Source organism: Hymenobacter lapidarius (assembly GCF_001816145.1).
Taxonomy (GTDB): domain Bacteria; phylum Bacteroidota; class Bacteroidia; order Cytophagales; family Hymenobacteraceae; genus Hymenobacter; species Hymenobacter lapidarius.
The window spans coordinates 1-21,978 of the sequence record NZ_MDZB01000129.1 but is presented as its reverse complement, the minus strand read 5'-3'; the positions used below and the strand labels follow the sequence as shown (position 1 = coordinate 21,978).

The window sequence follows — 21,978 nt, the reverse complement described above, 5'->3', positions numbered from 1 at the left end:
CCCGGTAAGAGCGGTGAAAGGCGTTGCCAGTGCGCGTCAGTGAGTAATGTGCGGTCTTTTTGCATCTTCAAAGCTACTTTAATTGTTCACGCGTCCTAGAACCTTTTCCCTTTTCTGCATTCATTCGACGCAGGGGCAAATAGGTGCACAATGCGAAGAAGGATTCGGAATTGTAACCTTTAACAAGCCCAACGAGAAAACCATTGACTCAATAAAACACATTTTTTTACTAAAAAAATACTTTACATTGCAAAATATTAAAGCCGCCTGTTTCCTATTGCCTACTAGGTCTTTTCACTAAACGCACGGCAACCGCATTCACATCTTTCACCCCCAATCCCATTGCATGAATAATTTTTTACTCAAGGCCTCCCTCTATACGCTGCTGGTTTCGGCGGCGGCTTTCACATCACAAGCACAGGGCTTGCCGGATGCCACCAAAAAGAAAATCGATGGCCTGTATAGTAAGTGGAGTGCGTCTGGCAGTCCGGGCTACACCATTGGGATTGTCCGCAACGACTCCCTGATTTACTCAAAGGGCTACGGAGCAGCCAACCTGGAATACGGCATTCCAAACTCGCCCGAAACCATCTACCACATGGCGTCGGTATCGAAGCAGTTTACAGCCTACTGCATTTTGCTGCTGGCCAAAGAAGGGAAGCTGAACCTGAACGACGATGTGCGGAAGTACTTGCCCTGGTTTCCGGATTTGAAGCAAACCATTACCATCCGTCACCTGCTCAACCACACCAGCGGCGTGCGCGACCAATGGACGCTGTTGAACATGAGCGGCACGCGGATAGACGATGTGATAACTCAAGAGCACATCGTCAAGCTACTCAGTCGGCAGCAAGCGCTGGATTTTACCCCTGGCGAGCAGTATAGCTACTCCAACAGCGGCTTCACCATGCTGTCTGAAATTGTGAAAAGTGTGTCGGGCAAGAGCTTGCAGAGATTTGCGGATTCGACCATTTTTAAGCCCTTGGGCATGGCCAATACCCACATTCACGACGACCACACGCAAATAGTCCCCAACCGGGCGTATTCCTACCGCAGCGTGAACAAGAAGTACCAGAATGCGGTGTTAAGCTACGCCAATTCGGGAGCCACCAGTTTGTTTACCAACGTGCCAGACATGGCCAAATGGGTGATGAACTTTTACAACCAGAAAGTTGGAGATAAGCAGGTATTAGCGGAGCTAACCCGCAACGGCGTCCTGAATAACGGAAAGCAGATTCCGTATGCCTCGGGCATTACCGTGGACGAATACCACGGCTGGAAGCAGTATTCCCACGGCGGTGCAGATGCCGGCTTTCGGACGTTTGTATCGGTTTTTCCCGAAGCCAAAATGGGGTTCGTCGTGTTTGGCAACTTCGCCGAGGCCCTTCCCACGGTCCAGGCGTATGAAATGATTGACCTGTTGCTGAAGGACAATAGCGTTAAAAAGCCTTTGGCAGCCCAGGCGCTTGCAGACAGCAGCATGACCAAGCTGGCCGATGCCACCGCGTTTCAAGAGTTCACCGGTGTCTATTATTCATCCGATGGCGCAAAGTTTAGTTACCTATTAAAGAACGGTAAATTTTATTGGCAGTCAGCTGGTCCGGAGTTATTGCTGGCAAATGTTGGAAAAACTACCTTTTCGACTTTAACGGCAGGTGCCCGAAGCCAGTTTGTATTTTCCAAAAACGCAGACGGTTCGGTAAAAGTGGCACAGACTTGGCCGTCAGGCGAACGAACCCTTAAGAGAGTAAACCCCCTAGTTCTGGAGGCAGTTGCTCAAACAAAAATGTTGCAAGAGTACGCTGGGACTTATTACAGCCCCGAACTAGAGTACCGGTACACACTCGCTGTTAAAGACCAAAAGCTGATACTCTCGAACAGTAAGTCCAAAGACGCACCCCTCGAATTTTTGGAAAAAGATGTCTTCCTGATGGGTGGAGTCCTCATCAATATGAAGAGGGATAAACACCAAAAGATTGTGCAATTAGAACTGAATGCCGGTCGGGTAAAACACCTGACGTTTGAAAAAATGCCACAGCCGAAATCCAAGTCGAAAGTACTGGGTCGGGCCGGCCGTGAAGAAAAACAGGTGCCCTTGAGACCAATGGGCTCTTAGCCTGAAAACATAAATTGACTGCCCGTCCACGTGGGACTAGCCGCAGGTTATGCAGTAGGATAAAACGAAACGAGCGGACCATCTGGTCCGCTCGTTGTGCGTTGTGGCTTCACGAAATGGAGCTTAAAAAGAGCTTAGGAACACCTACTATTTTATGAGAATTGAGCAACCAGAACCTCAATTTTACCCCCAGTCAGCGGATTGACGTTCACTCGCACTTCGCCGAAGCCAACGGCTACCACCAAGGTTGGCAGCCCCAAACCAGTTTCTAAGGTTTCCTGAGTTACCTGCGCAGCCTGGCCGTCGGTGGTTACTTCGATGGGGCCGGCCACGCCGTGCAGCACCACGCGGTAGGTGGCGTAGCTGGGCTGGAAGTCGCCTTGAATGGCCTGGGTGATAACCAGGTCGTTTTCGGAGCCGGTGACGGTGAAGCGGCGCAGGGTTTTCTGGCCTTCGGTGTAGCCGTAGCCTTCGCCGCCGTCGTCGTAGAGCACGCTCTCGGCGGTGCCGTTTTTGAAGTAGACGTGCAGGGTGAGCTGCTCGATGGCCTTTTCGCCCACGTACTGCAGCACGGGCTGCATGGGGAGCACGGACCCGGCCTTCACAAATAGCGGAATGCGGGTCAGGTCAGCGGCGGCCCAGACTTCGGCGCCGCCGGCCGTGGGGGCGTCGGTCCAGTAGTAGAACCAGTCCCCACGGGGCAGGTACATCCAGCGGCCTTCGGCGCCGGGCTGGGTGATGGGGCACACCAGCAGGTTATCGCCGAGGCCGAATTCGGCCATGCGCAGGTAGGTTTCGGTGTCGTTCTGGTCGAGGAAGGTGAGCGGGCGCAGCATGGGCGTGCCGGCCGTGGCGTACTGCCAGAACGTGGTGTACATGTAGGGCAGCAGGCGGTAGCGCAGCTCAATGAAATGCCGGGCCAGGTCGGTCACCTGGTCGCCGAAGCTCCAGGGCTCCTGGTCGCCGTGGTCGCCGGAGGAGTGCGTGCGGAAGAATGGATGGAAGGCGCCCAGCGCAATCCAGCGGGCGTAGAGCTCGCCGGTGGGCGTGTCCACGAAGCCGCCAATGTCGCTACCGATGAAGCTGAAACCCGAGATGCTCAGGCGCTGGCACTGAATGTTGGCCAGCCAGAGGTGCTCCCAGGAGGCAATGTTGTCGCCGGTCCAGCCCGAGGAGTAGCGCTGGCCGCCGCTGTAGGTGCTGCGCGTGATGGTAAAGGGCCGGTTGGGGAAGCAGAACTGCTTCACGCCGTCGTTGGTGGCGCGGGCCATCTGCATGCCGTAGATGTTGTGGGCCTTCTGGTGCGAGGCCGAGTGGCCGTCGTAGTCGAAGCGCACATCGGGCGGGAAAGTGCCTTTTTCGAACACCGCCGGCTCGTTCATGTCGTTCCACACGCCCTTCACGCCGATGTCCTGAATCAGCTCCTTAAACAGACCCGACCACCACTCGCGCACCTTGGGCGCGGTGAAATCGGGGAAGTTGCAGAGGCCGGGCCACACCGAGCCCTTCATGAGCGGGCCGTCGGCGCGGCGGCAAAAATAGTCGTTGGCAATGCCTTCCTGGTAGACGGAATACTCGGGGTCAATCTTGATTCCGGGGTCGATGATGACGACCAGCTTGAAGCCGTCGTCGGCCAGCTCCTGCACCAGGCGCTTGGGCTCGGGAAACCGCTCCTGGCTCCAGGTGAAGCAGCGGTAACCCTCCATGTAGTCGATATCGAGGTAAATGGCGTCGCAGGGAATCTTACGGTCGCGCAGGCCGCTGGTGATTTCCTTCACGTTGGCCTCCGGGAAGTAGCTCCACTTGCACTGGTGGTAGCCCAGCGTCCAGAGCGGCGGCAGCTCGGGCGGGCAGGTGAGCAGGGTGTACTCCTCGGTCACCTCCATCAGGCTGGGGCCGTAGATGAAGTAGTAGTTCAGCTCGCCGCCCTGGGCCCAAAAGCTGGTCACGTCGGCGCGCTCGGCGGCAAAGTCGAAGCTGGCCTTGAAGGTGTTATCGAAGAAAATGCCGTGCGCGATTTTCTGGTGCAGCACGTGGTAGAACGGGATGTTTTTGTAGAGCGGGTCCGAGCCCTTGGTGTAGCCGTAGGTGTCGGAGCCCCAGTTGGTGAAGCGCTTGCCGCGCAGGTTCATGTTGTCGGGCTTGTCGCCGAGGCCGTAGTAGTGCACGCCGGCGGGCACCTGCTTGCTCATCTTCACGATGTCGTTGCCGGTGTCGTAGTCGTACTCCCAGTGGAAGCCCTTCTCGTCGTCGCTCAGAATCGAGCCGGAGCGGTCAAGCACGCGGGTTTTCAGCGTTTCTTTCTGCACAATGCAGATGAGGCGGGCCGTGGTGAGGCGGTAGTGGTCGGGCTTTTCGCGGAATTCCACAAACTCCGGCGGCACGAGGCGCGTGGCGGCATCGGTGGGCACGGCGTAGGAAAAGTCGGGCGAGAGCGGGGTGTCGGTGAGGTAGCGGAAGCGCAGGATTTTGTCGGAGAGCACGTGCAGCAGCAGGCGCACCCCGTTTTGGCAATTGAAAAGGAAGCGGTGGTTGTCGAGCTCTTCGGCACGGATGACTTCGCCGGGATAATGTTCCTGGTGGCTTTGGGCCGCCAGGTCGTTCACCATGTAGTTATTTTCCTGAATCGTGGTATCCATAAAGTTAATCTTAGCAAAAAACAAAACCGGCGGCTATACCGGGCAAAAAAAGACCGGCGAGGCCGGCGCAGCGAGGAATTAGTACGCAAGTTACTTTTCGCTGGCCGGCCACCCGCGAATATTTCACGGATATATGGTCCGGCTTGCGTAGCATTGACGGCACATTGGCGGCTGCGCCGCTCCCGGCACCGGCGCTGGCCCTGTTTCGCCCTCCCTCCCCTTTCCCATGACCTTGTCCGATTTTTCTGTCTTGCTGCTGGCCTGGGACGACGCCGACCCCAGCGTGGCTGTGCTGGGCCACGCGGCCCTGCCCCCCACCCTGCCGCTGGTGTACCAGCTGGCCGCGCAGCAGCCGGTGCTGGCAGTATATCCCCACCTGCCCGCCACCCCAGCCGACGCCCCGGAGCCCGCCGGCCCGGCGTCCCTGGCCAGTGCTCTCGCAGCAGCAGCCGGGCAAATGGAGCCTGCAGGCCCCGCCGCCAACGCCCTGACCGTGGAAACTCCCGCGCCCGGCGTGCGCCTGCTGCCGGCGGCCACGGGCGCGGCGCAGACCGTCTCCCGCATCATCGGGCTGAGTGAGCTTCCCGCCGCCAGCATTGCGCAGCTCACGGTTGATTTTGAGGCCGAAGGGGCATTGCCCGCCACCCAGCCGGCGGCGCTGGCCCGCAGCCAGTGGCCCACTGGCCCGGGCGGAGGCTACCCTACCCTACTCCAGGCCCCGGCAGCTCCCTATCTGGGCACCGACGCTAGCCCGACTACCCAAACCGAGTTGGCACCCGCCCTGCTGCCCTCCGCTCCGGCAAGTGAGCGCAAAGCGGCCGGCCTGGCCTTGACAGCAGCCGGGCAGTTCACCGCGGCAATTATTCAAGCGCCTCCCGGCGCTGCCAACGCCCCAGCTGCCGCCGCCGAGCCCGACCGTTCTGCCGTGGTGCAGCCGGCACTATTCAGCGAAGCCATCGCGGAGCCAGGCCCTGTTGAAACGGCCGCCGTGCTGGCGGCAGACGACAATATCCCGGCGCTGGATGAAATAATGGCGGAACCACCTGCGGCTGTAACCGCGGCCTTTGCCGCAGAACCAGCGCCGACCCTGCCAGCCGAACCAGCCCCTGCCAGCCCCGTACAGCCTGGCTTCGAGAACCTGAATTTCCGCATGATTCAGTACGCGCGGCGGGCGGCGCAGCTTGTGCGCAACCACCCCGATTTCGGCGTTATCTATGCTCCCAACTGGCCCGCGTGGCTGGCCGCGCTGGAACTCAGAAACAGTACCGGCAAGCCGCTGGTGCTGTATGCCACGGGCCTCGCGGCCGACTTTGTGAGCCCGGCCGAGCGCGGCTGGCTCCTGGAAGTGGAGCGCATGGCCCTGCGCCGCGCCCACCTCATTCTGGTGCCCGACGAGGGCGTGCGCAAGCGCCTGGCCGAGTACTACGGCAGCAGCATTGGCGAGATGCGCGTGGTAGCACCCGACAACGAAGCAGCGGTGCAACGCGTGCTGGGCGCAATGGCCCGGGGGTGAGCTCTCGCGGCGGGCTGGCGGCCGGTTGGTTTACTTTGTGCCAAGAAACCATTTCCAACGCCTGAAAACGATTTATATCATGCAGCCCGAACACGAATTTGAAGCCATTTTAGAAGCCGGCGAGGTAGGGGAAGGCGGCGTGTTCGTCGTGCTGCCGTTCTCGGTGCAGGAAGCCTACGGCACCCGCGGCCGGATAGCGGTGCAGGCCACCTTCGACGGCTACCCCTACCAGGGCAGCGCAATGCCGCTCGGCGACGGCCACCACGCCCTGCTGGTACTCAAGCAGATTCGCCGGGCCATCGATAAAACCGTGGGCGACTCGGTGCGCGTCACACTCTCCCGCGACGTGGCCGAGCGCAAAATGGAAGCCCCCGCCGACCTGGCCCAGCAGCTGGCCGCCAACCCCAAAGCCGCGGCTTACTTTGCCAAGCTGGCCTACACCGACCAGCGCGACTACGTGCGCTGGCTGGAAGGCGCCAAAAAAGCCGACACCCGCGCCCAGCGCCTCACCGAAACCGTGGAACTGCTCACCCAGGGCCGCAAGCGCCCTTCATCCATCTAGTTTTCTCTTTCCCCATGAAAAACAGCTGCCTCACGTTGCTGCTCGTGCTGTTGTCGCTGCTTCAGGCGGGGGCGCAGGCGCCGGCCATCCAACGCATCAACCCCACCAACTGGTGGGTGGGCATGAAACGGCCCACCGTTCAGGTGGTGGTGTACGGGCCCAGCGCCGGCACCTTGGCGTATGCCATCAACTACCCCGGGGTGAAGCTGGTGAAAACCAACACCGTTGAGAACCCCAACTATGCCTTTTTGGACCTGACCATTGCCACCACCACCAGGCCCGGCAAGGTGCAGATTGTGGGCAAAAAAGGCAGCCAAACCCTGACCCAGGCCTGGGAGCTGAAGGCGCGCGACAACGCCCCCAAAGGCCAGGGCGTGACGCAGGCCGACTTGATTTACCTGGCCATGCCCGACCGATTTGCCAACGGCGACCTAGCCAACGACAAGTTTGCCGACCTGCGCGACCCCAGCTCTGACCGGGCCAATCCGTTTCTGCGCCACGGCGGCGACCTGGCCGGCGCGGCCCAGCGCCTGGGCTACCTCAAAGACCTGGGCATCACGGCCGTGTGGTTTACGCCGGTCATCGAAAACAACCAGCCGCTCACCAACGAAGGCGGCACTATGCGCTCCTCCTACCACGGCTACGGCTTCACCGACCACTACAACGTGGACCGCCGCCTGGGCGGCAATGCGGCCTACAAAACCTTTGTGCAGCAGGCCCACGCCGCCGGCCTGAAGGTGGTGCAGGATGCCGTGTACAACCACGTGGGCAACACGCACTGGTTTATCCAGGATTTGCCCATGAAAAGCTGGGTGCACCAGTGGCCCGCCTACACTAACACCAGCTACCGCCAGCAGCCCATCACCGACCCCCACGCGGCGCAGATTGACCGCCAGGTGACGCTCGATGGCTGGTTTGTGCCCTTCCTACCCGACCTGAACCAGCAGAACCCGTACGTGGCCAATTTTCTGATTCAGCACGCCATCTGGTCGGTTGAGAACTTTGGGGTGGATGCCTGGCGCATCGACACGTACATGTATAATGACCAGCCGTTTATGAACCGCTGCAACGCAGCACTGCTCACGGAATACCCGCGCATCCACATTTTTGGGGAGTCGTCGGTAAGCAACGTGGTGGACCAGGCTTACTACGTGCAGAACAACATCAATTTCCCCTTCAAATCGAACCAGCCGGGCGGGCTCGATTTCGTACTGGAAGGCGCCATGCTGGCCGGCCTGAAAGAAGTGGGCACGCCCGCCGCCACCGGCTGGGACGGCGGCGCCCAGCGCCCCTACCAGGCCCTGGCCCAGGACGCCGTGTACCAGGACCCCGGCAAGCTGGTCAACTTCCTCGACAACCACGACCACAACCGCTTCCTCTCCGAAATCGGCGACGACCTGGACCGCTACAAGATGGGCCTGACCTGGCTGCTCACCACCCGCGGCATCCCCAGCATGTACTACGGCACCGAAATCCTGATGAAAAACTTCAAGGACCCCACCGATGCCGAGGTGCGCAAGGACTTCCCCGGCGGCTGGCCCGGCGACAAGGAAGATAAATTCACCGCCACCGGCCGCACCGCCCGCGAAAACGAAGCCTTCGATTTCGTAAAGAAGCTGGCCACCTACCGCCGCACTCACCCGGCGCTGCACTCCGGCAAGCTGATGCAGTACCTGCCCGAAAACGGCCTCTACGTGTACTTCCGCTACGATGCCACCAGCACCGTGCTGGTAGCCTCCAACACCACCGACAAGCCCGCCAGCCTGCCCACCGCCCGCTTCTCCGAGCGCATGGCCGGCTTCAGCCAAGCCCGCAACGTGCTCACGGGCGAAAGCCTGAGCAGCCTAGCCACGCTGCAGCTACCCGCCAAAACCGCCATGGTACTGGAGCTGCTGAAGTAGCACCTTCTTCACTGGTGTTGCAGCTTCAGCAAATGGCCGCAGCTAAGCTCAGCGACGACTGCGTCGGCACCATGTGGGAGCTGTTTAGGGCCGAATCACGCTTTACTGTAATTCTATCTTGTCTATTTCCAACCTGAAATTCTCGGCCTTTCCATTGCCTACTAAAAACCGAACCTCCTCAATCTTATCGGCATTGAAGTTGGGCTGGGCTAGCTTGTTGCCGCGAAAGCTGGGCTCCATTTTGTTCAGTGGAATCTCGATGGTTTGCCATTCCCCGCTGGTTTTGAAGGTGTATATATAGGAGGCTCTTTCCTTCAAATTAGCTTTTATTCTGAACTGGTATTCCTTGCCGTCTCCTTTCAAGCGGATGCACGCCTTATCGTAGCCGCTAATGGCTCTGGGGGCGAAATGATATTGTATAGAAGCAAATCCGCCGTTGTTTTCCAAAGAAACATCGCCTGTGAAAACCGCATTGCCCGCTTCGTTTCGCGTGAGTTTGCTGGAAGATTTTCCACCCATTACCACGTCGTTCTCTACTTCCCACCCGGACCAGTCGGAAGAAGTGCTGAAATTAAAAAGAAGCAGGCTGCCCATGAGTAGTGCTGTTAAAAATGAGGCGTTCATTACTGTACTCTTTATGTGTAGCTGAATACGGTTTTCTATGCTTTGTAAATAAGCTCCTCGACTTCGAATAGTTTCCATTCGCTTGATTCCCCAGTGGCGCTACAGCGGTTTTGTGAACGGGGTGGCCGGTAGTCCGGAGAGATGCATCTTTTATTCTTTTCGGCACAGTGGCCGCTTGCCCTATTTCTTGTCCAGAAATGGAAATATTTGCTTGTAGGCTTCCTCTAGCTCGCGGCCGGAGGGGCTGTGGTTGCCTTCGGGCACAAACAGGACGGTGTTCTTTTGCCGGTTTTGCTGGAGCCGGGCCACAAACTCGGTGAAGGTGACGGGCGGAACCTGGTCGTCTTTGCCGCCTTGCCAGATAAAAAAGGGAGGGTCCTGGGGGTCCAGGTAAGTCAGGGGTTCGTACTTCCGGGTCACTTCTTTGGGGGCGTAGCTGGTGGTTTCGGGGAACAGCGCCAGCCCTATTTCCTTCATCACGGGCATCGGGTGGTTCATAAACACGTTTTCCACAACGTCGAGTCCGCCCACCGGCCCGGAGAAATTGACCACCGCGGCAATGCGGATGCCCGGAGCCAGCGGGTACGGGTAAGCGGGGTCGTTGGCCGTCACCGCCACCAAGCTGCCAATGTGGGCACCGGCCGAGAAGCCCGTCAGCACCACCCGCTCCAGGTTCAGGGGGTAGGCGTCGCGGTGCGCCGCCAGGAAGTTGAGGGCCTGCGTCAGGTCTTCCGTGGCCATGGGAATACCGCGTTTGAGCCGGTAGTTGAGGTTGACAACGGTAACGCCTTTTTTCAGGTAGGGCTGAATGTACCGTTCTTCCTTGGCCTTGTCGCTGAGGTAATACCCGCCGCCGTGTAGGAATACCACGGTGTAGTTTTTGGCGCCTCGCTTCGGCGCATCGGCGGAGCGGTACACGTCCAGGGTTTGTTCTTTGTCGGTGCCGTAGGGCACGTCCTTTGTTACGGTGTAGGTAGCCTGCACCTGCTCGGGCGTTTTGTCGGCTACCGCCGCCAGCTTCACAGAACAGGACGCCAGTATCACCGAAGCGGCAATGCGGAACCAAAGCAGCGGAGAGTTCATAAGCACGAAAGCGTTTTGAGGGAAAGGCTGGTTCACAAAGCAGCACAGGCCGCCGCACCGTGTACCCGGCCGGGCTAAAAGTAATTGGGGCCCGGCCTTATCAGGGCAAGGAGTAGAGGTAGTGGTCTTGCTGCGGGCGAGTTATAAACTCGCTTTCACAGATGGCACGCAGTCGTCGCTACGCTTAGACTGCGGCCAGCGCATAGATGGGTTTCGTAACCCTGCCGGGAACGGCAGTAGCTTGCAGTCCATCTGGTATAGGGCCGCTGCCAGTGTTCACCGAAAGGAGTGTTTATTTGTCTAAAAACGCTAAAGCAAGAAACGGAATGAGATATGCCTTGCTGGTGTTGCTGAGTATATCTCTATTGTTTTTAGGACTTCTTTGGATGCTTTATCACGGAAGCAGCCACACCATTCCTGTCGAAACAGACCGATTTTTTGTCGTAGCCGCACTTGGCAACATGGGGTTGATTTGGCTTGTAAGGGCTTGGATACGCAGGGGCAAACGGGCAGAACGGCAACAGGAGCAAGAGCTTTCCTAGCGCCTTTTCCAAGGCCAACTGCTCTTACTGAAGTGGTTTACTGTAAACCACTGGCCTTGCGCTCCGGGCGCTCCGGGATTGTAACTGCTCGTTTATCGGTGCGCCTATCCCGTAAACCACGTTATGGTGGTTAAGACACAGCAGCCACTCGTACTTCTTCGAGAGCAGGTAAATTTCGTCCAAGTACGTACACTCATTTAACACCGCATGAATCGCAGCGGGTTGGCCTTTGTAGAACCAGAACTTGTCGTTCTCGGTCACCATCAACCACACCTGTTCATTGGCCGATATCAGCGCCACCATGGTCGCCAATGGGTCGTCTTCGCTGTCTAAAGCATAGGCACCCGTACGGAAATACTCCCACAGCCAACGTGGGCGTACCGTGGGATGGTGCAGCGTACAAAAGGTGTGGTAAATGGTTTCCTCTATTTGGTGCCACTTGGTGGTGTGGGGCAATGGCGCAAAGGCTGCATCTGGCAAGCCGAGCCCATGCCGCGCCTTTTCAATCTCCTGTCGTAAATCGGTCCACATAACTCGAATAAAACTTGGCCGCTGTCAACGTTTTTCTAGTTCAGCAAACCGGTGATATCGGTAAGCAACTGCTGCTAACTACCCACTTCCACCACCAGCGCCACCCGACTCGGCACGTACAGGCTAAGCTGGTGCTCAAACGTCTCGTATTCAAACGCTTCATCGGGCCGGTCGAAGCCACCGAAGCGGCTATTGTCCGAGGAAAGCACCACGCGGTACTTGCCCTCCTCCGTCACCCAGAAGCGGTAGTCGGTCAGGCTTTGTTCGACGTGGAAGTTGATGATGAACACCAGGCCGGCGCGCTCGAACGCCAGCACCTTGTTTTCCTCGTCGTGCTTGAGCAGCGTGGCGGGGCCGGCGGCCAGCAGGTGGCGCTGGCGCGCCAGCTGCACCATGGCTTTGTCGAAAGCTCCCATTTGGGAAAACTTCAGGTCGGGGTTGTCGCCGAGGCTCCACTGGCGGCGGGCGAACTGGTAGCTCCAGTCGTTGCCGGCGCGCGGGAAATCGACCCACTCGGGGTGGCCGAACTCGTTGCCAATGAAGGTGAGGTAGCCCTCGCCGCCGGCAGCCAGCGTGAGCAGCCGGATGAGCTTGTGCAGCGCCAGGGCCCGCGCGGCGCCGGGGTCGCCGTCCGCGGTGTGCATGTGGCTATAAATGGCGGCATCGAACAGCCAATGGGCCAAAGTCTTGTCGCCCACCAGGGCCTGGTCGTGGCTTTCGGCATAGGCAATGGTTTTCTCACCTGCACGCCGGTTGGTGAGCGTGTGCCACAGGTCGCCGAGAGGCCAGTTTTCGTCGGGCGTGTGCTTGAGCAGCTTAATCCAGAAATCCGGAATGCCCATGGCCAGGCGGTAGTCGAAGCCCACGCCGCCTTCCTTGATGGGGCGGCACAGGCCAGGCAGGCCGCTCATGTCCTCGGCCACGAGGATGCTGCCTTTTTTAAACTCATGAGCGAGCGTGGTAGCCAGTTGCAAATACAGTATGGCATCCTCATCGGCGCTGGGGCCGAAGTAGTTATCGTAACCCACGAAGGCCACGCCCTCGCCGTGGTGGTGGTAGAGCATGCTGGTCACGCCATCGAAGCGGAAGCCGTCGAAGTGGTATTCTTCGAGCCAGAAGCGCAGGTTGCTGAGCAGAAACTGCTGCACCTCGGGCCGGCCGTAGTCGAAGAGCTTGCTGTCCCAGCCGGGGTGGTTGCCGCGCTCGCCTTTGTGGAAGTACAGGTTGCCGGAGCCGTCGAAATTGGCCAGTCCCTCAGCCTCGTTTTTCACGGCGTGCGAGTGCACGATGTCGAGCAGCACCGCAATGTCGCGCCGGTGGGCTTCGTTGATGAGGTACTTCAGGTCTTCGGGCGTGCCGAAGCGGGAGCTGGCGGCAAACAGATTGGCCACGTGATAGCCAAAGGAGCCGTAGTACGGGTGCTCCTGCACGGCCATCAGTTGGATGGTATTGTAGCCGCCGGCCGCAATGCGGGGCAGGATGTGGTCAGCGAATTCGCGGTAGGTGCCCACGCGGCCTTCCTCGGTGGCCATGCCCACGTGCGCCTCGTAAATGAGCGGCTCCGGCACGGCCGTAGCGGGTTTGAACTTCTGGTCGGTCCAGGCGAAGGGCGTTTCGGGTTGCCAGATTTGGCCGGCAAAGTCCTTGGTATCGTCATCCTGCACGGTGCGGCGCAGGGTGGCGGGCAGCCGGTCTTTGCCCTGGCCGTTGGCCACTACGTGCACTTTGTAGCGGCTGCCGTGAGTGAGGCGGCTTTTGTACTCCGCATCGGGCAAAAAGACCTCCCACACGCCAAAGTCCAGCAGCTGCAGCGGGTTGGCCTGCCGGTCCCAGCCGTTGAAATCCCCGACCAGAAACAGGCCTTCGGCGCCGGGCGCCCACTCGCGGTACACGTAGCCGCCGCGGCCGGCGGAGTGGTGCAGGCCCAACTGCTGGTGGGCCGTGGCGTAGTTCAGCAGGGAGCCGTGGTGTTGCTTGATTTCGGCCAGCCGGGCCTGTAGGCGCGCCTGCCGCTGCCGCAGCACGGGCTCGAAAGGGGCCAGGTAGGCGTCGTTTTTGACGAGGGCCAGCGGCGCCAGGCGCGAAGCCTTGGGAGTAGCCGGGGCGATAGGTGTAGTCTTAGCCATGATGAAAAGGTTTACGCCAAAAGTAACGCGCCGGGCTGCCTATCCGGAATTTGGGGCGGGCCGGCCAACAATTTCCTCGCGCTCAGCGGCTATTTCCTGTGCCGAATAGCAATCCAGGCAAACATCGCCTTATTTTGCTCAATGATTACCCCCCGGATGCTGGCCTTTCCGCTGGCCCTGTTAATGGCCTGCTCGGCGGAGCGTCCCGTCACGTCCACGTCGCGCGCATTTGAGGGGTCGTTGGCCTCGCCCATTCCCCCGGCGGCCCCGCCCCGGCTGGCCAACTACGCCATGGTGGTATCGGCCCACCCCGAAGCTTCGAAGATTGGCACGTTGGTGCTGCAGCGCGGCGGCAACGCCTACGATGCGGCCGTGGCCGTGCAGTTTGCGCTGGCCGTGGTCCTGCCCGTGGCCGGCAACGTGGGGGGCGGCGGTTTTTTGCTTTACCGCGACCGCAACGGCTCGGCCGGCAGCCTCGATTTCCGCGAAACCGCGCCCGCTGCCGCCACCCGCGACATGTACCTCGACCAGCAGGGCAACGTGGTGCCGGACTTGAGCACCGCCGGCCCGCTGGCCGTGGGCACGCCCGGTACGGTGGCCGGCATGGCCACCCTGCACAAGCAGCTGGGCAAGCTCTCGTGGCCCGCGCTGCTGCAGCCGGCCGTGGCGCTGGCGGCCAAGGGCTTCCCGCTCACTCTGAAAGAAGCCGCGGGCCTGAACCGTAACCAGGCCGATTTCAAGAAGTATAACCCCGGCAGCACGCCGGCCTACCTGCGCCCCGGCGGCGGCGAGTGGCAAGCCGGCGACACCCTGCGCCTGCCCGACCTGGCCCGCACCCTGGCCCGCGTGCGCGACCAGGGCCGCGCCGGCTTCTACCGCGGCGAAACCGCCCGCATGCTCCTCGCCGAGATGAAGCGCGGCGGCGGCCTAGTGAGCCAGCAGGACCTGGACAGCTACCAGCCCAAGTGGCGCGAGCCCCTGCGCGGCCGCTACCGCGACTATGACGTGATTACGATGCCGCCGCCCAGCAGCGGCGGCGTGGCCCTGCTGCAAATGCTGCAGATGCTGGAACCCGTGGACCTGGCCCAGGCCGGCTACCACACGCCGCTGGCTGTGCACTACATCACCGAAGCGGAGCGGCGGGCCTACGCCGACCGCGCCACCTACCTCGGCGACCCGGATTTTGGCACGGTGCCGGTACAAAAGCTGCTTGATGCGGACTACAACCGCCAGCGGGCGGGCACCATGCGCCCCAAGGGCCGGGCCACACCCAGCAGCCAGGTAACGGCCGGCCCCGGCCTGCCCACCTACGAGAGCGACGAAACCACCCACTATAGCATTGTGGACGCCTTTGGCAACGCGGTGAGCTGCACCACCACCCTCAACGGCGCCTATGGCAGCAAAGTGGTGGTGCCCGGCGCCGGCTTTTTGCTGAACAACGAGATGGACGACTTCAGCGCCAAAGCCGGGGTGCCCAACGCCTATGGCCTCACCGGCGGCGCGGCCAACGCCATTGCGCCGGGCAAGCGCATGCTCAGCAGCATGACGCCCACCATTCTCACCCGCAACGGCAAGGTGGCGCTGGTGGTGGGCTCGCCGGGCGGCAGTACTATCATCACCAGTGTGTTGCAAACCATTCTGGGGGTTGTGGACTACGGTTTTAATGCCCAGCAGGCCGTGACGGCGCCGCGCCTGCACCACCAGTGGCTGCCCGACCAGATTGATATGGAAGCCGGTGCCCTGCTGCCCGCGGCGCAGGATACGCTGCGCGCCCGCGGCTACCGCATCAACCCCCGCCTGCCCTGGGGCCGCCTCGACGTTATCTGCGTGCGGCCGGAAGGCAAGTTGGAAGGCGGCGCCGACCCCCGCGGCGACGATGCCGCGCTGGGGTATTAGGTCAGCGCACGGTAGCCACGACCAAATAAAAAAACGTCATTCTGAGCGAAGCCGAAGCATGACGTTTTAGCCTTGCTCAACATAACGTTTTTCCTAACCGAGCCCACCCATCTGTCGACAGAAGCACCGGTGCGGCTATTTAGTGAGCGGCGGGCATCCGGGCTACGTGGCGCAGGTTGCCGGCGGCAGCAATCAGCTTCTGGCTGATTTCGCGGGCTTTGTCGCCGTTGCCGGTGAAGTTGTGCACCGACAGCGCCGACTGAGCCGTCATTTCGCCGAGGTTCTGGAACGCCACGGCCATGCCGGCGGCGTTGTTGCTATCGATGTGACCGCGAAGGATTTCCAGCTCTGCCACTACGGGGCGCAGCGCGGGCTCGTTGGTGGAACGCAGGTGCTGAATCCAGTTGTCAATCTGGCCGTAGCCGGCGGCGGGGTCCGTCTGAAAACCGCTGCCGATGGCCGCGAAAATGGTTTGGATGCTGGATTCTACTTCGGAAATAAAGCTCATGAGCGAAATGGAGGGAGTTGAGAAATCAAACAGGCCAGGAGGCTAGCCCGGCGCTTGCGGGCACGAAGATACGCAGCCGGACAGGCAAAAAGCCAACGTTGTGGCGTGCCCGTACCCGGCATCGGCACCGCTGGCCCTGGCTCGCGCCCAACCAAAAACAGCCGCCGACCCAAGGGCCGACGGCTGTTTTTTGGTAAACGTACCGGGCGTGGTGATTAGCCGCGCAGCTGGCCAGCGGCCGAGGTGAGCGCCTGACCCAGCTCGCGGAGCTTGGCTTGGGCGTCGGGCGTAGCCGAATCAGCGGCCTTGGTGGTGTGCTCGCCCAGGGTGCTCAGGCTTTTGGCCAGGGCGCCGGTGTCGCTGGCGCCGCTGCCCAAGGCATCGTGCAGGTTCTGCAGCTCCGAGCTAATGCCCGAGAGTTGGGTATTGCCTTGTAGGGTTTTAATCCAGCCGGCAATGTTGGGGCCAGCGGCACCGGCTGCATTGGCCAGACCGCCTTGCAGGGCGTTGAGGGTGGCGTCGAGCTGGCTGGTGCCTTGGCTGCTCTGTGATTGATTGCTGTCCATGGGTTTGGGTTGGTTAGATGTGTGGAATTATGAGACACTAACCCGCCCGCCCCGCACTTGTTAACTATCAAACGTACAATATTTTGGCTTTTTAAAATAAACGGGTTCGGCTCAAACTTTATGCTCACTGGCTGGGTTAGGCAGCGCCCCTACTCGGCCACTGCCCATTGCGTCAAAAACAGGTAAGGCCCCGGCTATTGCCGGGGCCTCCATCAATTTTCCACTGCGTTCCGTCCGCGCGGGAGCGGAACAAGGGGCTACTTTTTCTTGCCAACTACTTTCTTGGCGGGGGCGGCGGTGGTTTTTTTGGGCGTCATCGGGAAGCCCCGCTCCTTCATCAGTGCGTCAATTTTGGGGTCGCGGCCGCGAAAGTTGCGGTAGCCCACGGCCGGGTCGATGGTGTTGCCCACCGAGAAAACATTCTTAGTCAGGCGCTGGCCCACGGCTTTGTCGTAGGGCCGCCGGCTTCGGTGAAGGCGCTGTAGGCATCGGCCGCCAGCACCACCGACCACAGGTAGCTGTAGTAGCCCGCCGAGTAGCCATCGGAGGAGAATACGTGCGAGAACTGCGGCGTGCGGTGGCGCATCACAATTTCGCGGGGCATGCCAAGCTGGGCCAGGGTTTCGCGCTCAAACCGGTCGGCGTCGATTTTCTGGCTGCCGGCCAGGTGCAGCTTCATGTCAATGAGGGCGCTGCCAAGGAATTCCGTGGTTTCAAACCCCTGGTTGAACGTGGCGGCTTTTTCAATGCGGTCGACCAGGGCCTGCGGAATGGGCTTGCCGGTTTGATAGTGCAAGGCAAAGCGCTGCAGCACCTCGGGCGTGGGCAGCCAGTTTTCGAGCAGCTGCGAGGGAAACTCCACGTAGTCGCGCACCACGCTGGTGCCCGAGAGCGACGGGTACGTCACGTTGGAAGACAGGCCGTGCAGGGCGTGGCCGAACTCGTGAAACAGCGTGGTGGCATCGGTCCAGGAGATGAGCGTGGGCGCGCCTTCTTTGCCCTTCACGAAGTTGGAATTGTTGGACACGATGGTGGTGACGGGCTGGCCGTCCATGCGCTGCTGGTTGCGGTAGGCATTCATCCAGGCGCCGGAGCGCTTGCCCTGGCGGGCGTAGGGGTCGAAGTACCACAGGCCCACGTGCTTGCCGGTGGTCTTATCCTTTATTTCCCACACCTTCACGTCGGGGTGGTACACGGGCACGGTGGCCACGGGCGTGAAATTGAAGTTGAACAGCTCGCCGGCCACCCAGAACATGCCTTCGCGCATTTTGTCGAGCTGCAGGTACTGCTTCACCTCGTTCTGGTCGAGGTCGTAGCGGGCCTTGCGCACCTTTTCGGCGTAGTAGCGGTAGTCCCAGGGCTCAATGCGGAAGGAGGCGCCGGCGCCTTCTTTGCGGGCCAGGGCCTGCATGTCGGCCACTTCCTGCTTCACGCGGGCCACGGCGGGCGTCCACACCTGCTCCATGAGCTGCATGGCGGCTTCGGGCGTTTTGGCCATGGTGTTGTCGAGGCGCCAGTGGGCGTGCGTTTTGTAGCCCAGCAGCGTGGCGCGCTCGGCCCGCAGCTGCAGAATGTCGGTAATCAGGGCGTTGTTGTCGTGCGCGCCGCCGTTGTCGCCGCGGTTGTAGAACATGCGCCACGCCCTTTCGCGCAGCTTGCGCTGGTCCGAATAGGTCAGAAACGGCTCGATGGACGAGCGGGTGTTGGTGATGACGCCGACGGCCGGCACCTTGCGGGCGGTGGCCGTGTTGGCGGCATCTTCGCGCAGCGAAACGGGCAGGCCGTTGAGGTCCGTCGGGTTCTTCAGCACGAGTACGGAGTCCGTTTCATCGGCCAGCACGTTCTGCGAAAAGTGCGTGAACAGCCCGGCCAGCTCCTGATTGATTGCCGACAACCGGGTTTTGGCCGCGGCATCCAGCTTGGCACCGGAGCGCACGAAGTTGTTGTAGTGCACCCAGGCCAGGCGCTGCTGCTCGGGCGTGAGCTTCTTTTTGTCAGGCCCGGTATACACGGCCTCAATGCGCCGGAACAGCGGCTCGTTCTGATAAATCTGGTCTGAGAAAGCCGAAAGGCGGGGCGCCATTTCCCGCTGAATGGCCTGCACCTCGGGGCTGCTCAGCGTGCCCGACCAGATGCCGTACACGGTCTGCACTTCGTCGAGCCGCTGGCCGGCCCGCTCCAGCGCGGCAATGGTGTTGTCGAAGGTGGCGGCCTGCTTGTTTGTGGCAATGACGTCGATTTCGCGCAGGTTTTCGGCCATGGCAGCTTCCAGCGCCGGCTTGAAATGCTCCACTTTCACCTTATCAAAAGCCGGCACGCCGCCGTAAGGGCCAGCCCAATCAGCCAGCAGCGGATTGGAAGCCGCAGAAGCGGTAACGGGAGCCGTTTGGGCGAAGCTGGAAGTAGGCAACATGGGGCTGGCTAAACTGAGCGCAAGGCAGGTACTGGCAAACAGGATTTTGGATGAGGGGAAAGGACGCTGATTCATAGGCAATGGTTGGTTATTAGTTCAGGACTTACGCACGGTAGTTAAACGAGCGTTTCCCGCAGAGGTCGCAGAGGTGAAACCGCAGAGGTTCGCAGATTTTTGACGGCTAACTCTGGGAACCTCTGCGGTTTCACCTCTGCGACCTCTGCGGGAAAGACGTATATAAGAAGCAACGCGTAATTCCTGTAGTTGTTAGTGGCGTTGCACCAACGGACAGGCGCTACTCCTCCGCCGGCTGCAGCTCCTGCACGTTGGGGTGGTTGTAGTTCACTACAATCACTGAGAACGGATGCGGTTCGCCCTCGCGCTTTTCGATGCGGATGGCGCCGGCATCGCGCAGCTTGTTGAGCTGGTCGCGGCGCTCGTAGTCGGGCAGTTCGGGCAGCTCATCGGCCAGCAGGCGCATAAACGGCCCCAGCCACAGCTCCCGCACCCGGCGCTGCTGCTTGGCCTCCAGCTTCTGAAACTCGCCCAGCATGAAGGCCAGCGTGCGTTGTTCGGTGTCGCCGGTCAGGCGGCGGCTGGGCATAAAGTCAGCTACTTCCTCGGGCGGGCGAGTGGGCCGCGCACCGGCCGAGCTGCCAGGCCGCGGGGGCGCCGCCTGGTTGCTCGCGCCGGCCGCGGGGCTTTTGGCCGCCGGGTCGACATCGGCGGCCGGGGTACTGGCCCGCGGAACCGCTCCGGCGGTCCCGGCCTGCTCGCGCAGGCGGCGGTTTTCTTCCTGGGTGCGCAGACGGTCGGCCCGGCGTTTTTCCAGCTGCGCGATGCGCTCGGGTGCCAGCAGGTCGCGGGCGTCAATGAACTGCTCGGCCCCGATGTTCTGCAGCAAGTCGCCGGACACGGACTCGCGGAAGCCAGCCACCAGCACCTGCCGGGCCTGCCGCCGCAGGTGCTGCAGCACCGGAATGTAGTCGCGGTCGCCGGCCACCAGCACAAAGGTGCCAATGTCGGGGCGGGTGTACATCACCTCCAGCGCGTCGATGCAGAGCTGCATGTCGGCGGCATTTTTGTGGTCGGTGCCCAGCACGTTGCGGGTGCTCACGCCCATCAGGTACAGGGCGCCCTGCGGCGCGGTGGCCAGGCGCTCAAAGTCGGCGTAGGCGTAGCTAATGAGCGAGTCGAGCCCCTTGGCACTGAGCTCCTCCCGCAGCTTGCGGATGATGTCGAGCACGTAATCATTGAGCTCGGGCGGGTCCTGAAAGTGGTTTTTGAGGAAGTAGTACACGTTTTCAAAGTCAATGAAAACGGCGGCGTAGGAGGACGTGGTTGGTTTCGGCGTCATCTTGCTAAGGTAAGGCTACCGGGCCGGAGCCGGGCTGGCAGAAGGCACCCGGTTGGCGGTGGCTGCCGTCATGGGCTTCGGTACCAAAGCCCGGGCAGTAACTTGCCGCAGCCCGGTTTCCGCTGCAGCTGCGGCGCCTCAACTCCCCGGCCGGGAGCACTCCTCCTTATGCAGCCTTTCGATACCGCCCGCCTGCACTTCCGGCCTTTTACTGATGCCGATGCGGCCGGGATGTTGGCCCTCGATTCTGACCCGGCGGTGCGCCGCTACCTGGGCGGCATGGGCGGGCCGCTGCCCACCGACCTGGTCCAGAGCCTGGCGGTTATTCGCTTTATCCAGGCCCAGTACGCGGCCAACGGCATTGGCCGCTGGGCCGCGCTCCTGCGCGAAACCGGGGAATTTATGGGGTGGGCTGGCCTGAAGCTGGTGCCCGGCCCCATCAACGGGCAACAGGATTTCTTCGACCTCGCCTACCGGTTCCGGCCGCAGTTCTGGCGGCAGGGCTACGGCTACGAAGCCGCCCGGGCCTGGCGTGACCACGCATTCGAAACGCTGGGCCTGGCACGCCTTTGTGCCTACGCCGACGTGGAAAACACGGGTTCCCGCCGCATTCTGGAGAAAGCAGGACTGCGCCAGCACAATGAATTTCAGGAGGGCGGCACGCGCTGCATCTGGTACGAAGCCACCAATTTCAACCTTCTGTAATTAACTGGTGGTAATCTAGTTGCTGAACTGACGCTTGGTTTTGAGCCTCGGGCACGAGTGTTCCGTTATTACGATGCTGCCGCACGTCGTTTACCGGCGAGCCGCAGGCTCGGCGCCAGTTGGCAGCGCGTCGCAGACGCGCGCCAGCCTACGGCGGCCTCCCAGCGGGCAGCTACTCTACTGCGTCGGCGTCGGTGTCGATGGTAAAGCTGCGGCCCTGTTGGGTTACCCGCGCTTTGCCGTTTTCGAAGTCGGTGGCGGCTTCGTAGCGGCCGAAGGGTTTAGTGTCGGCGCTGGGGTCCTGCAGGTAGGCTTTGGTAACGAACGTAAACCCATCGGCGAGGCGCACCCGGGCCAGGCCGTCGCGGAAGGAGTATGCCTCTTTGAACAGTGCCGGCGGACGGGCCGGGTCTTCCGGTTCGGGGCCGCTGATGTAGTGCCACCCGCGGTTGTCGAGCACGGCGGCAAAGCCCTCCGAAAAGTCCAAGGCATTAAAGTAGTAGTCAGCAAATTCCTGGCCTTCGCCATCCAGGAAGGTGTAGGCATCGCCCACGCGCACCCGGGCGTACTGCTCTTTGTACGGGTTCAGCGCGTCGTAGGCAAGGGGCACCACCTCCTTGCCATCCGCGTCTATCAGGCCGTATGCGCCGTTTTCTTTCACCACGGCCCGCTTCTGCTGCAGCGGACCAATGGACGAGTACCTGGCTGGCACCACGGGCTCGCCATTGGCGTCGGCCAGCCCCCATTTGCCGTTTTCCTGGTATGGCACGGGCTCCCCTCCGCCCAAGCGGCTCATGCCCCAGAGGCCCATGCCCAGCAGGCCCACCCCGCCCAGCACCGCCGCTGCGCGCGGCAGCCCGCGGCCCCACCGGCGCACCCGATGGTAGGCCATGGCC

17 protein-coding genes are annotated in these 21,978 nt (G+C 61.1%); 6 read left to right on the top strand and 11 right to left on the bottom strand.

The window, feature by feature from the left end; translation table 11 throughout:
* The first annotated feature begins 346 nt into the window (after window positions 1-346).
* On the top strand, window positions 347-2,116 hold the full coding sequence (locus tag BEN47_RS14720) for a serine hydrolase domain-containing protein (RefSeq protein ID WP_070729183.1): 1,770 nt from the start codon (window positions 347-349) through the stop codon (window positions 2,114-2,116).
* A gap of 152 nt (window positions 2,117-2,268) precedes the next feature.
* Here the strand turns inward: BEN47_RS14720 and BEN47_RS14715 are convergent, their stop codons facing one another.
* Entirely contained in the window at window positions 2,269-4,755 is a 2,487-nt protein-coding gene (locus BEN47_RS14715) for a glycoside hydrolase family 31 protein (RefSeq protein ID WP_204378334.1), read from the bottom strand.
* Between the two features lie 226 nt (window positions 4,756-4,981).
* Here BEN47_RS14715 and BEN47_RS14710 point away from each other — a divergent pair, with 226 nt between their 5' ends.
* The 3 genes from BEN47_RS14710 (at window position 4,982) to BEN47_RS14700 (ending at window position 8,731) form a co-directional block, all read left to right on the top strand.
* Window positions 4,982-6,268, top strand: a complete 1,287-nt coding sequence (locus BEN47_RS14710; protein ID WP_070729182.1) for a glycosyltransferase family 4 protein — start codon at window positions 4,982-4,984, stop codon at window positions 6,266-6,268.
* 79 nt (window positions 6,269-6,347) lie between these two features.
* Window positions 6,348-6,830: a YdeI/OmpD-associated family protein gene (locus BEN47_RS14705; protein ID WP_070729181.1), complete on the top strand. Its 483-nt coding sequence runs from the start codon at window positions 6,348-6,350 to the stop codon at window positions 6,828-6,830.
* A gap of 14 nt (window positions 6,831-6,844) precedes the next feature.
* Window positions 6,845-8,731 (top strand): glycoside hydrolase family 13 protein, encoded by a 1,887-nt coding sequence (locus BEN47_RS14700; protein WP_070729179.1) that lies wholly within the window; start codon window positions 6,845-6,847, stop codon window positions 8,729-8,731.
* A 102-nt stretch (window positions 8,732-8,833) separates the two neighbouring features.
* Here BEN47_RS14700 and BEN47_RS14695 read toward each other — a convergent pair whose 3' ends face one another.
* From BEN47_RS14695 to BEN47_RS14675, 4 genes are all read right to left on the bottom strand, one after another.
* Window positions 8,834-9,325, bottom strand: coding sequence for a CIA30 family protein (locus tag BEN47_RS14695; RefSeq protein ID WP_070729177.1), 492 nt, complete (start codon window positions 9,323-9,325; stop codon window positions 8,834-8,836).
* A gap of 210 nt (window positions 9,326-9,535) precedes the next feature.
* Window positions 9,536-10,438, bottom strand: coding sequence for an alpha/beta hydrolase (locus BEN47_RS14690; protein ID WP_125921702.1), 903 nt, complete (start codon window positions 10,436-10,438; stop codon window positions 9,536-9,538).
* Between the two features lie 566 nt (window positions 10,439-11,004).
* Window positions 11,005-11,511 (bottom strand): DUF6756 family protein, encoded by a 507-nt coding sequence (locus BEN47_RS14680; protein ID WP_070729171.1) that lies wholly within the window; start codon window positions 11,509-11,511, stop codon window positions 11,005-11,007.
* A 74-nt stretch (window positions 11,512-11,585) separates the two neighbouring features.
* Window positions 11,586-13,637, bottom strand: coding sequence for an alpha amylase C-terminal domain-containing protein (locus tag BEN47_RS14675; RefSeq protein WP_070729170.1), 2,052 nt, complete (start codon window positions 13,635-13,637; stop codon window positions 11,586-11,588).
* A 141-nt stretch (window positions 13,638-13,778) separates the two neighbouring features.
* On the opposite strand from BEN47_RS14675, the gene ggt reads away from it, so the two are divergent.
* A complete protein-coding gene (gene ggt, locus BEN47_RS14670; protein WP_193427151.1) occupies window positions 13,779-15,533 on the top strand; it encodes a gamma-glutamyltransferase in 1,755 nt (584 codons plus the stop codon).
* A gap of 139 nt (window positions 15,534-15,672) precedes the next feature.
* Here the strand turns inward: ggt and BEN47_RS14665 are convergent, their stop codons facing one another.
* The 5 genes from BEN47_RS14665 to BEN47_RS14650 form a co-directional block, all read right to left on the bottom strand.
* Window positions 15,673-16,041, bottom strand: coding sequence for a hypothetical protein (locus tag BEN47_RS14665; protein ID WP_070729168.1), 369 nt, complete (start codon window positions 16,039-16,041; stop codon window positions 15,673-15,675).
* A 215-nt stretch (window positions 16,042-16,256) separates the two neighbouring features.
* On the bottom strand, window positions 16,257-16,607 hold the full coding sequence (locus BEN47_RS14660) for a hypothetical protein (protein ID WP_070729166.1): 351 nt from the start codon (window positions 16,605-16,607) through the stop codon (window positions 16,257-16,259).
* 257 nt (window positions 16,608-16,864) lie between these two features.
* On the bottom strand, window positions 16,865-17,050 hold the full coding sequence (locus BEN47_RS21815) for a hypothetical protein (RefSeq protein WP_204378333.1): 186 nt from the start codon (window positions 17,048-17,050) through the stop codon (window positions 16,865-16,867).
* Window positions 17,035-19,020, bottom strand: coding sequence for a M3 family metallopeptidase (locus BEN47_RS14655; RefSeq protein WP_204378332.1), 1,986 nt, complete (start codon window positions 19,018-19,020; stop codon window positions 17,035-17,037). Before BEN47_RS14655 ends, BEN47_RS21815 begins: the two co-directional genes overlap by 16 nt.
* 295 nt (window positions 19,021-19,315) lie before the next feature.
* The gene (locus BEN47_RS14650) at window positions 19,316-20,377 is read right to left on the bottom strand and encodes an NYN domain-containing protein (protein ID WP_070729164.1); all 1,062 of its coding nucleotides are present in this window, start codon (window positions 20,375-20,377) and stop codon (window positions 19,316-19,318) included.
* 168 nt (window positions 20,378-20,545) lie between these two features.
* Between BEN47_RS14650 and BEN47_RS14645 the strand changes: the two genes are divergently transcribed.
* A complete protein-coding gene (locus tag BEN47_RS14645) occupies window positions 20,546-21,082 on the top strand; it encodes a GNAT family N-acetyltransferase (protein WP_070729162.1) in 537 nt (178 codons plus the stop codon).
* 172 nt (window positions 21,083-21,254) lie between these two features.
* On the opposite strand, the gene BEN47_RS14640 is transcribed toward BEN47_RS14645, so the two are convergent.
* A partial coding sequence (locus tag BEN47_RS14640; protein WP_139147382.1) for a WG repeat-containing protein occupies window positions 21,255-21,978 on the bottom strand: 724 nt, incomplete at its 5' end.

What these genes read in the sequence shown, in the direction of transcription:
- BEN47_RS14700 (WP_070729179.1), top strand. Translation starts at nt 6,845, where the DNA reads ATGAAAAACAGCTGCCTCACGTTGCTGCTCGTGCTGTTGTCGCTGCTT.
- BEN47_RS14660 (WP_070729166.1), bottom strand. Translation starts at nt 16,607, where the DNA reads ATGGACAGCAATCAATCACAGAGCAGCCAAGGCACCAGCCAGCTCGAC.
- ggt (WP_193427151.1), top strand. Translation starts at nt 13,779, where the DNA reads ATGATTACCCCCCGGATGCTGGCCTTTCCGCTGGCCCTGTTAATGGCC.
- BEN47_RS14665 (WP_070729168.1), bottom strand. Translation starts at nt 16,041, where the DNA reads ATGAGCTTTATTTCCGAAGTAGAATCCAGCATCCAAACCATTTTCGCG.
- BEN47_RS14710 (WP_070729182.1), top strand. Translation starts at nt 4,982, where the DNA reads ATGACCTTGTCCGATTTTTCTGTCTTGCTGCTGGCCTGGGACGACGCC.
- BEN47_RS14680 (WP_070729171.1), bottom strand. Translation starts at nt 11,511, where the DNA reads ATGTGGACCGATTTACGACAGGAGATTGAAAAGGCGCGGCATGGGCTC.
- BEN47_RS14690 (WP_125921702.1), bottom strand. Translation starts at nt 10,438, where the DNA reads ATGAACTCTCCGCTGCTTTGGTTCCGCATTGCCGCTTCGGTGATACTG.
- BEN47_RS14650 (WP_070729164.1), bottom strand. Translation starts at nt 20,377, where the DNA reads ATGACGCCGAAACCAACCACGTCCTCCTACGCCGCCGTTTTCATTGAC.
- BEN47_RS14645 (WP_070729162.1), top strand. Translation starts at nt 20,546, where the DNA reads ATGCAGCCTTTCGATACCGCCCGCCTGCACTTCCGGCCTTTTACTGAT.
- BEN47_RS14675 (WP_070729170.1), bottom strand. Translation starts at nt 13,637, where the DNA reads ATGGCTAAGACTACACCTATCGCCCCGGCTACTCCCAAGGCTTCGCGC.
- BEN47_RS14720 (WP_070729183.1), top strand. Translation starts at nt 347, where the DNA reads ATGAATAATTTTTTACTCAAGGCCTCCCTCTATACGCTGCTGGTTTCG.
- BEN47_RS14705 (WP_070729181.1), top strand. Translation starts at nt 6,348, where the DNA reads ATGCAGCCCGAACACGAATTTGAAGCCATTTTAGAAGCCGGCGAGGTA.
- BEN47_RS14715 (WP_204378334.1), bottom strand. Translation starts at nt 4,755, where the DNA reads ATGGATACCACGATTCAGGAAAATAACTACATGGTGAACGACCTGGCG.
- BEN47_RS14695 (WP_070729177.1), bottom strand. Translation starts at nt 9,325, where the DNA reads ATGGGCAGCCTGCTTCTTTTTAATTTCAGCACTTCTTCCGACTGGTCC.
- BEN47_RS14655 (WP_204378332.1), bottom strand. Translation starts at nt 19,020, where the DNA reads ATGTTGCCTACTTCCAGCTTCGCCCAAACGGCTCCCGTTACCGCTTCT.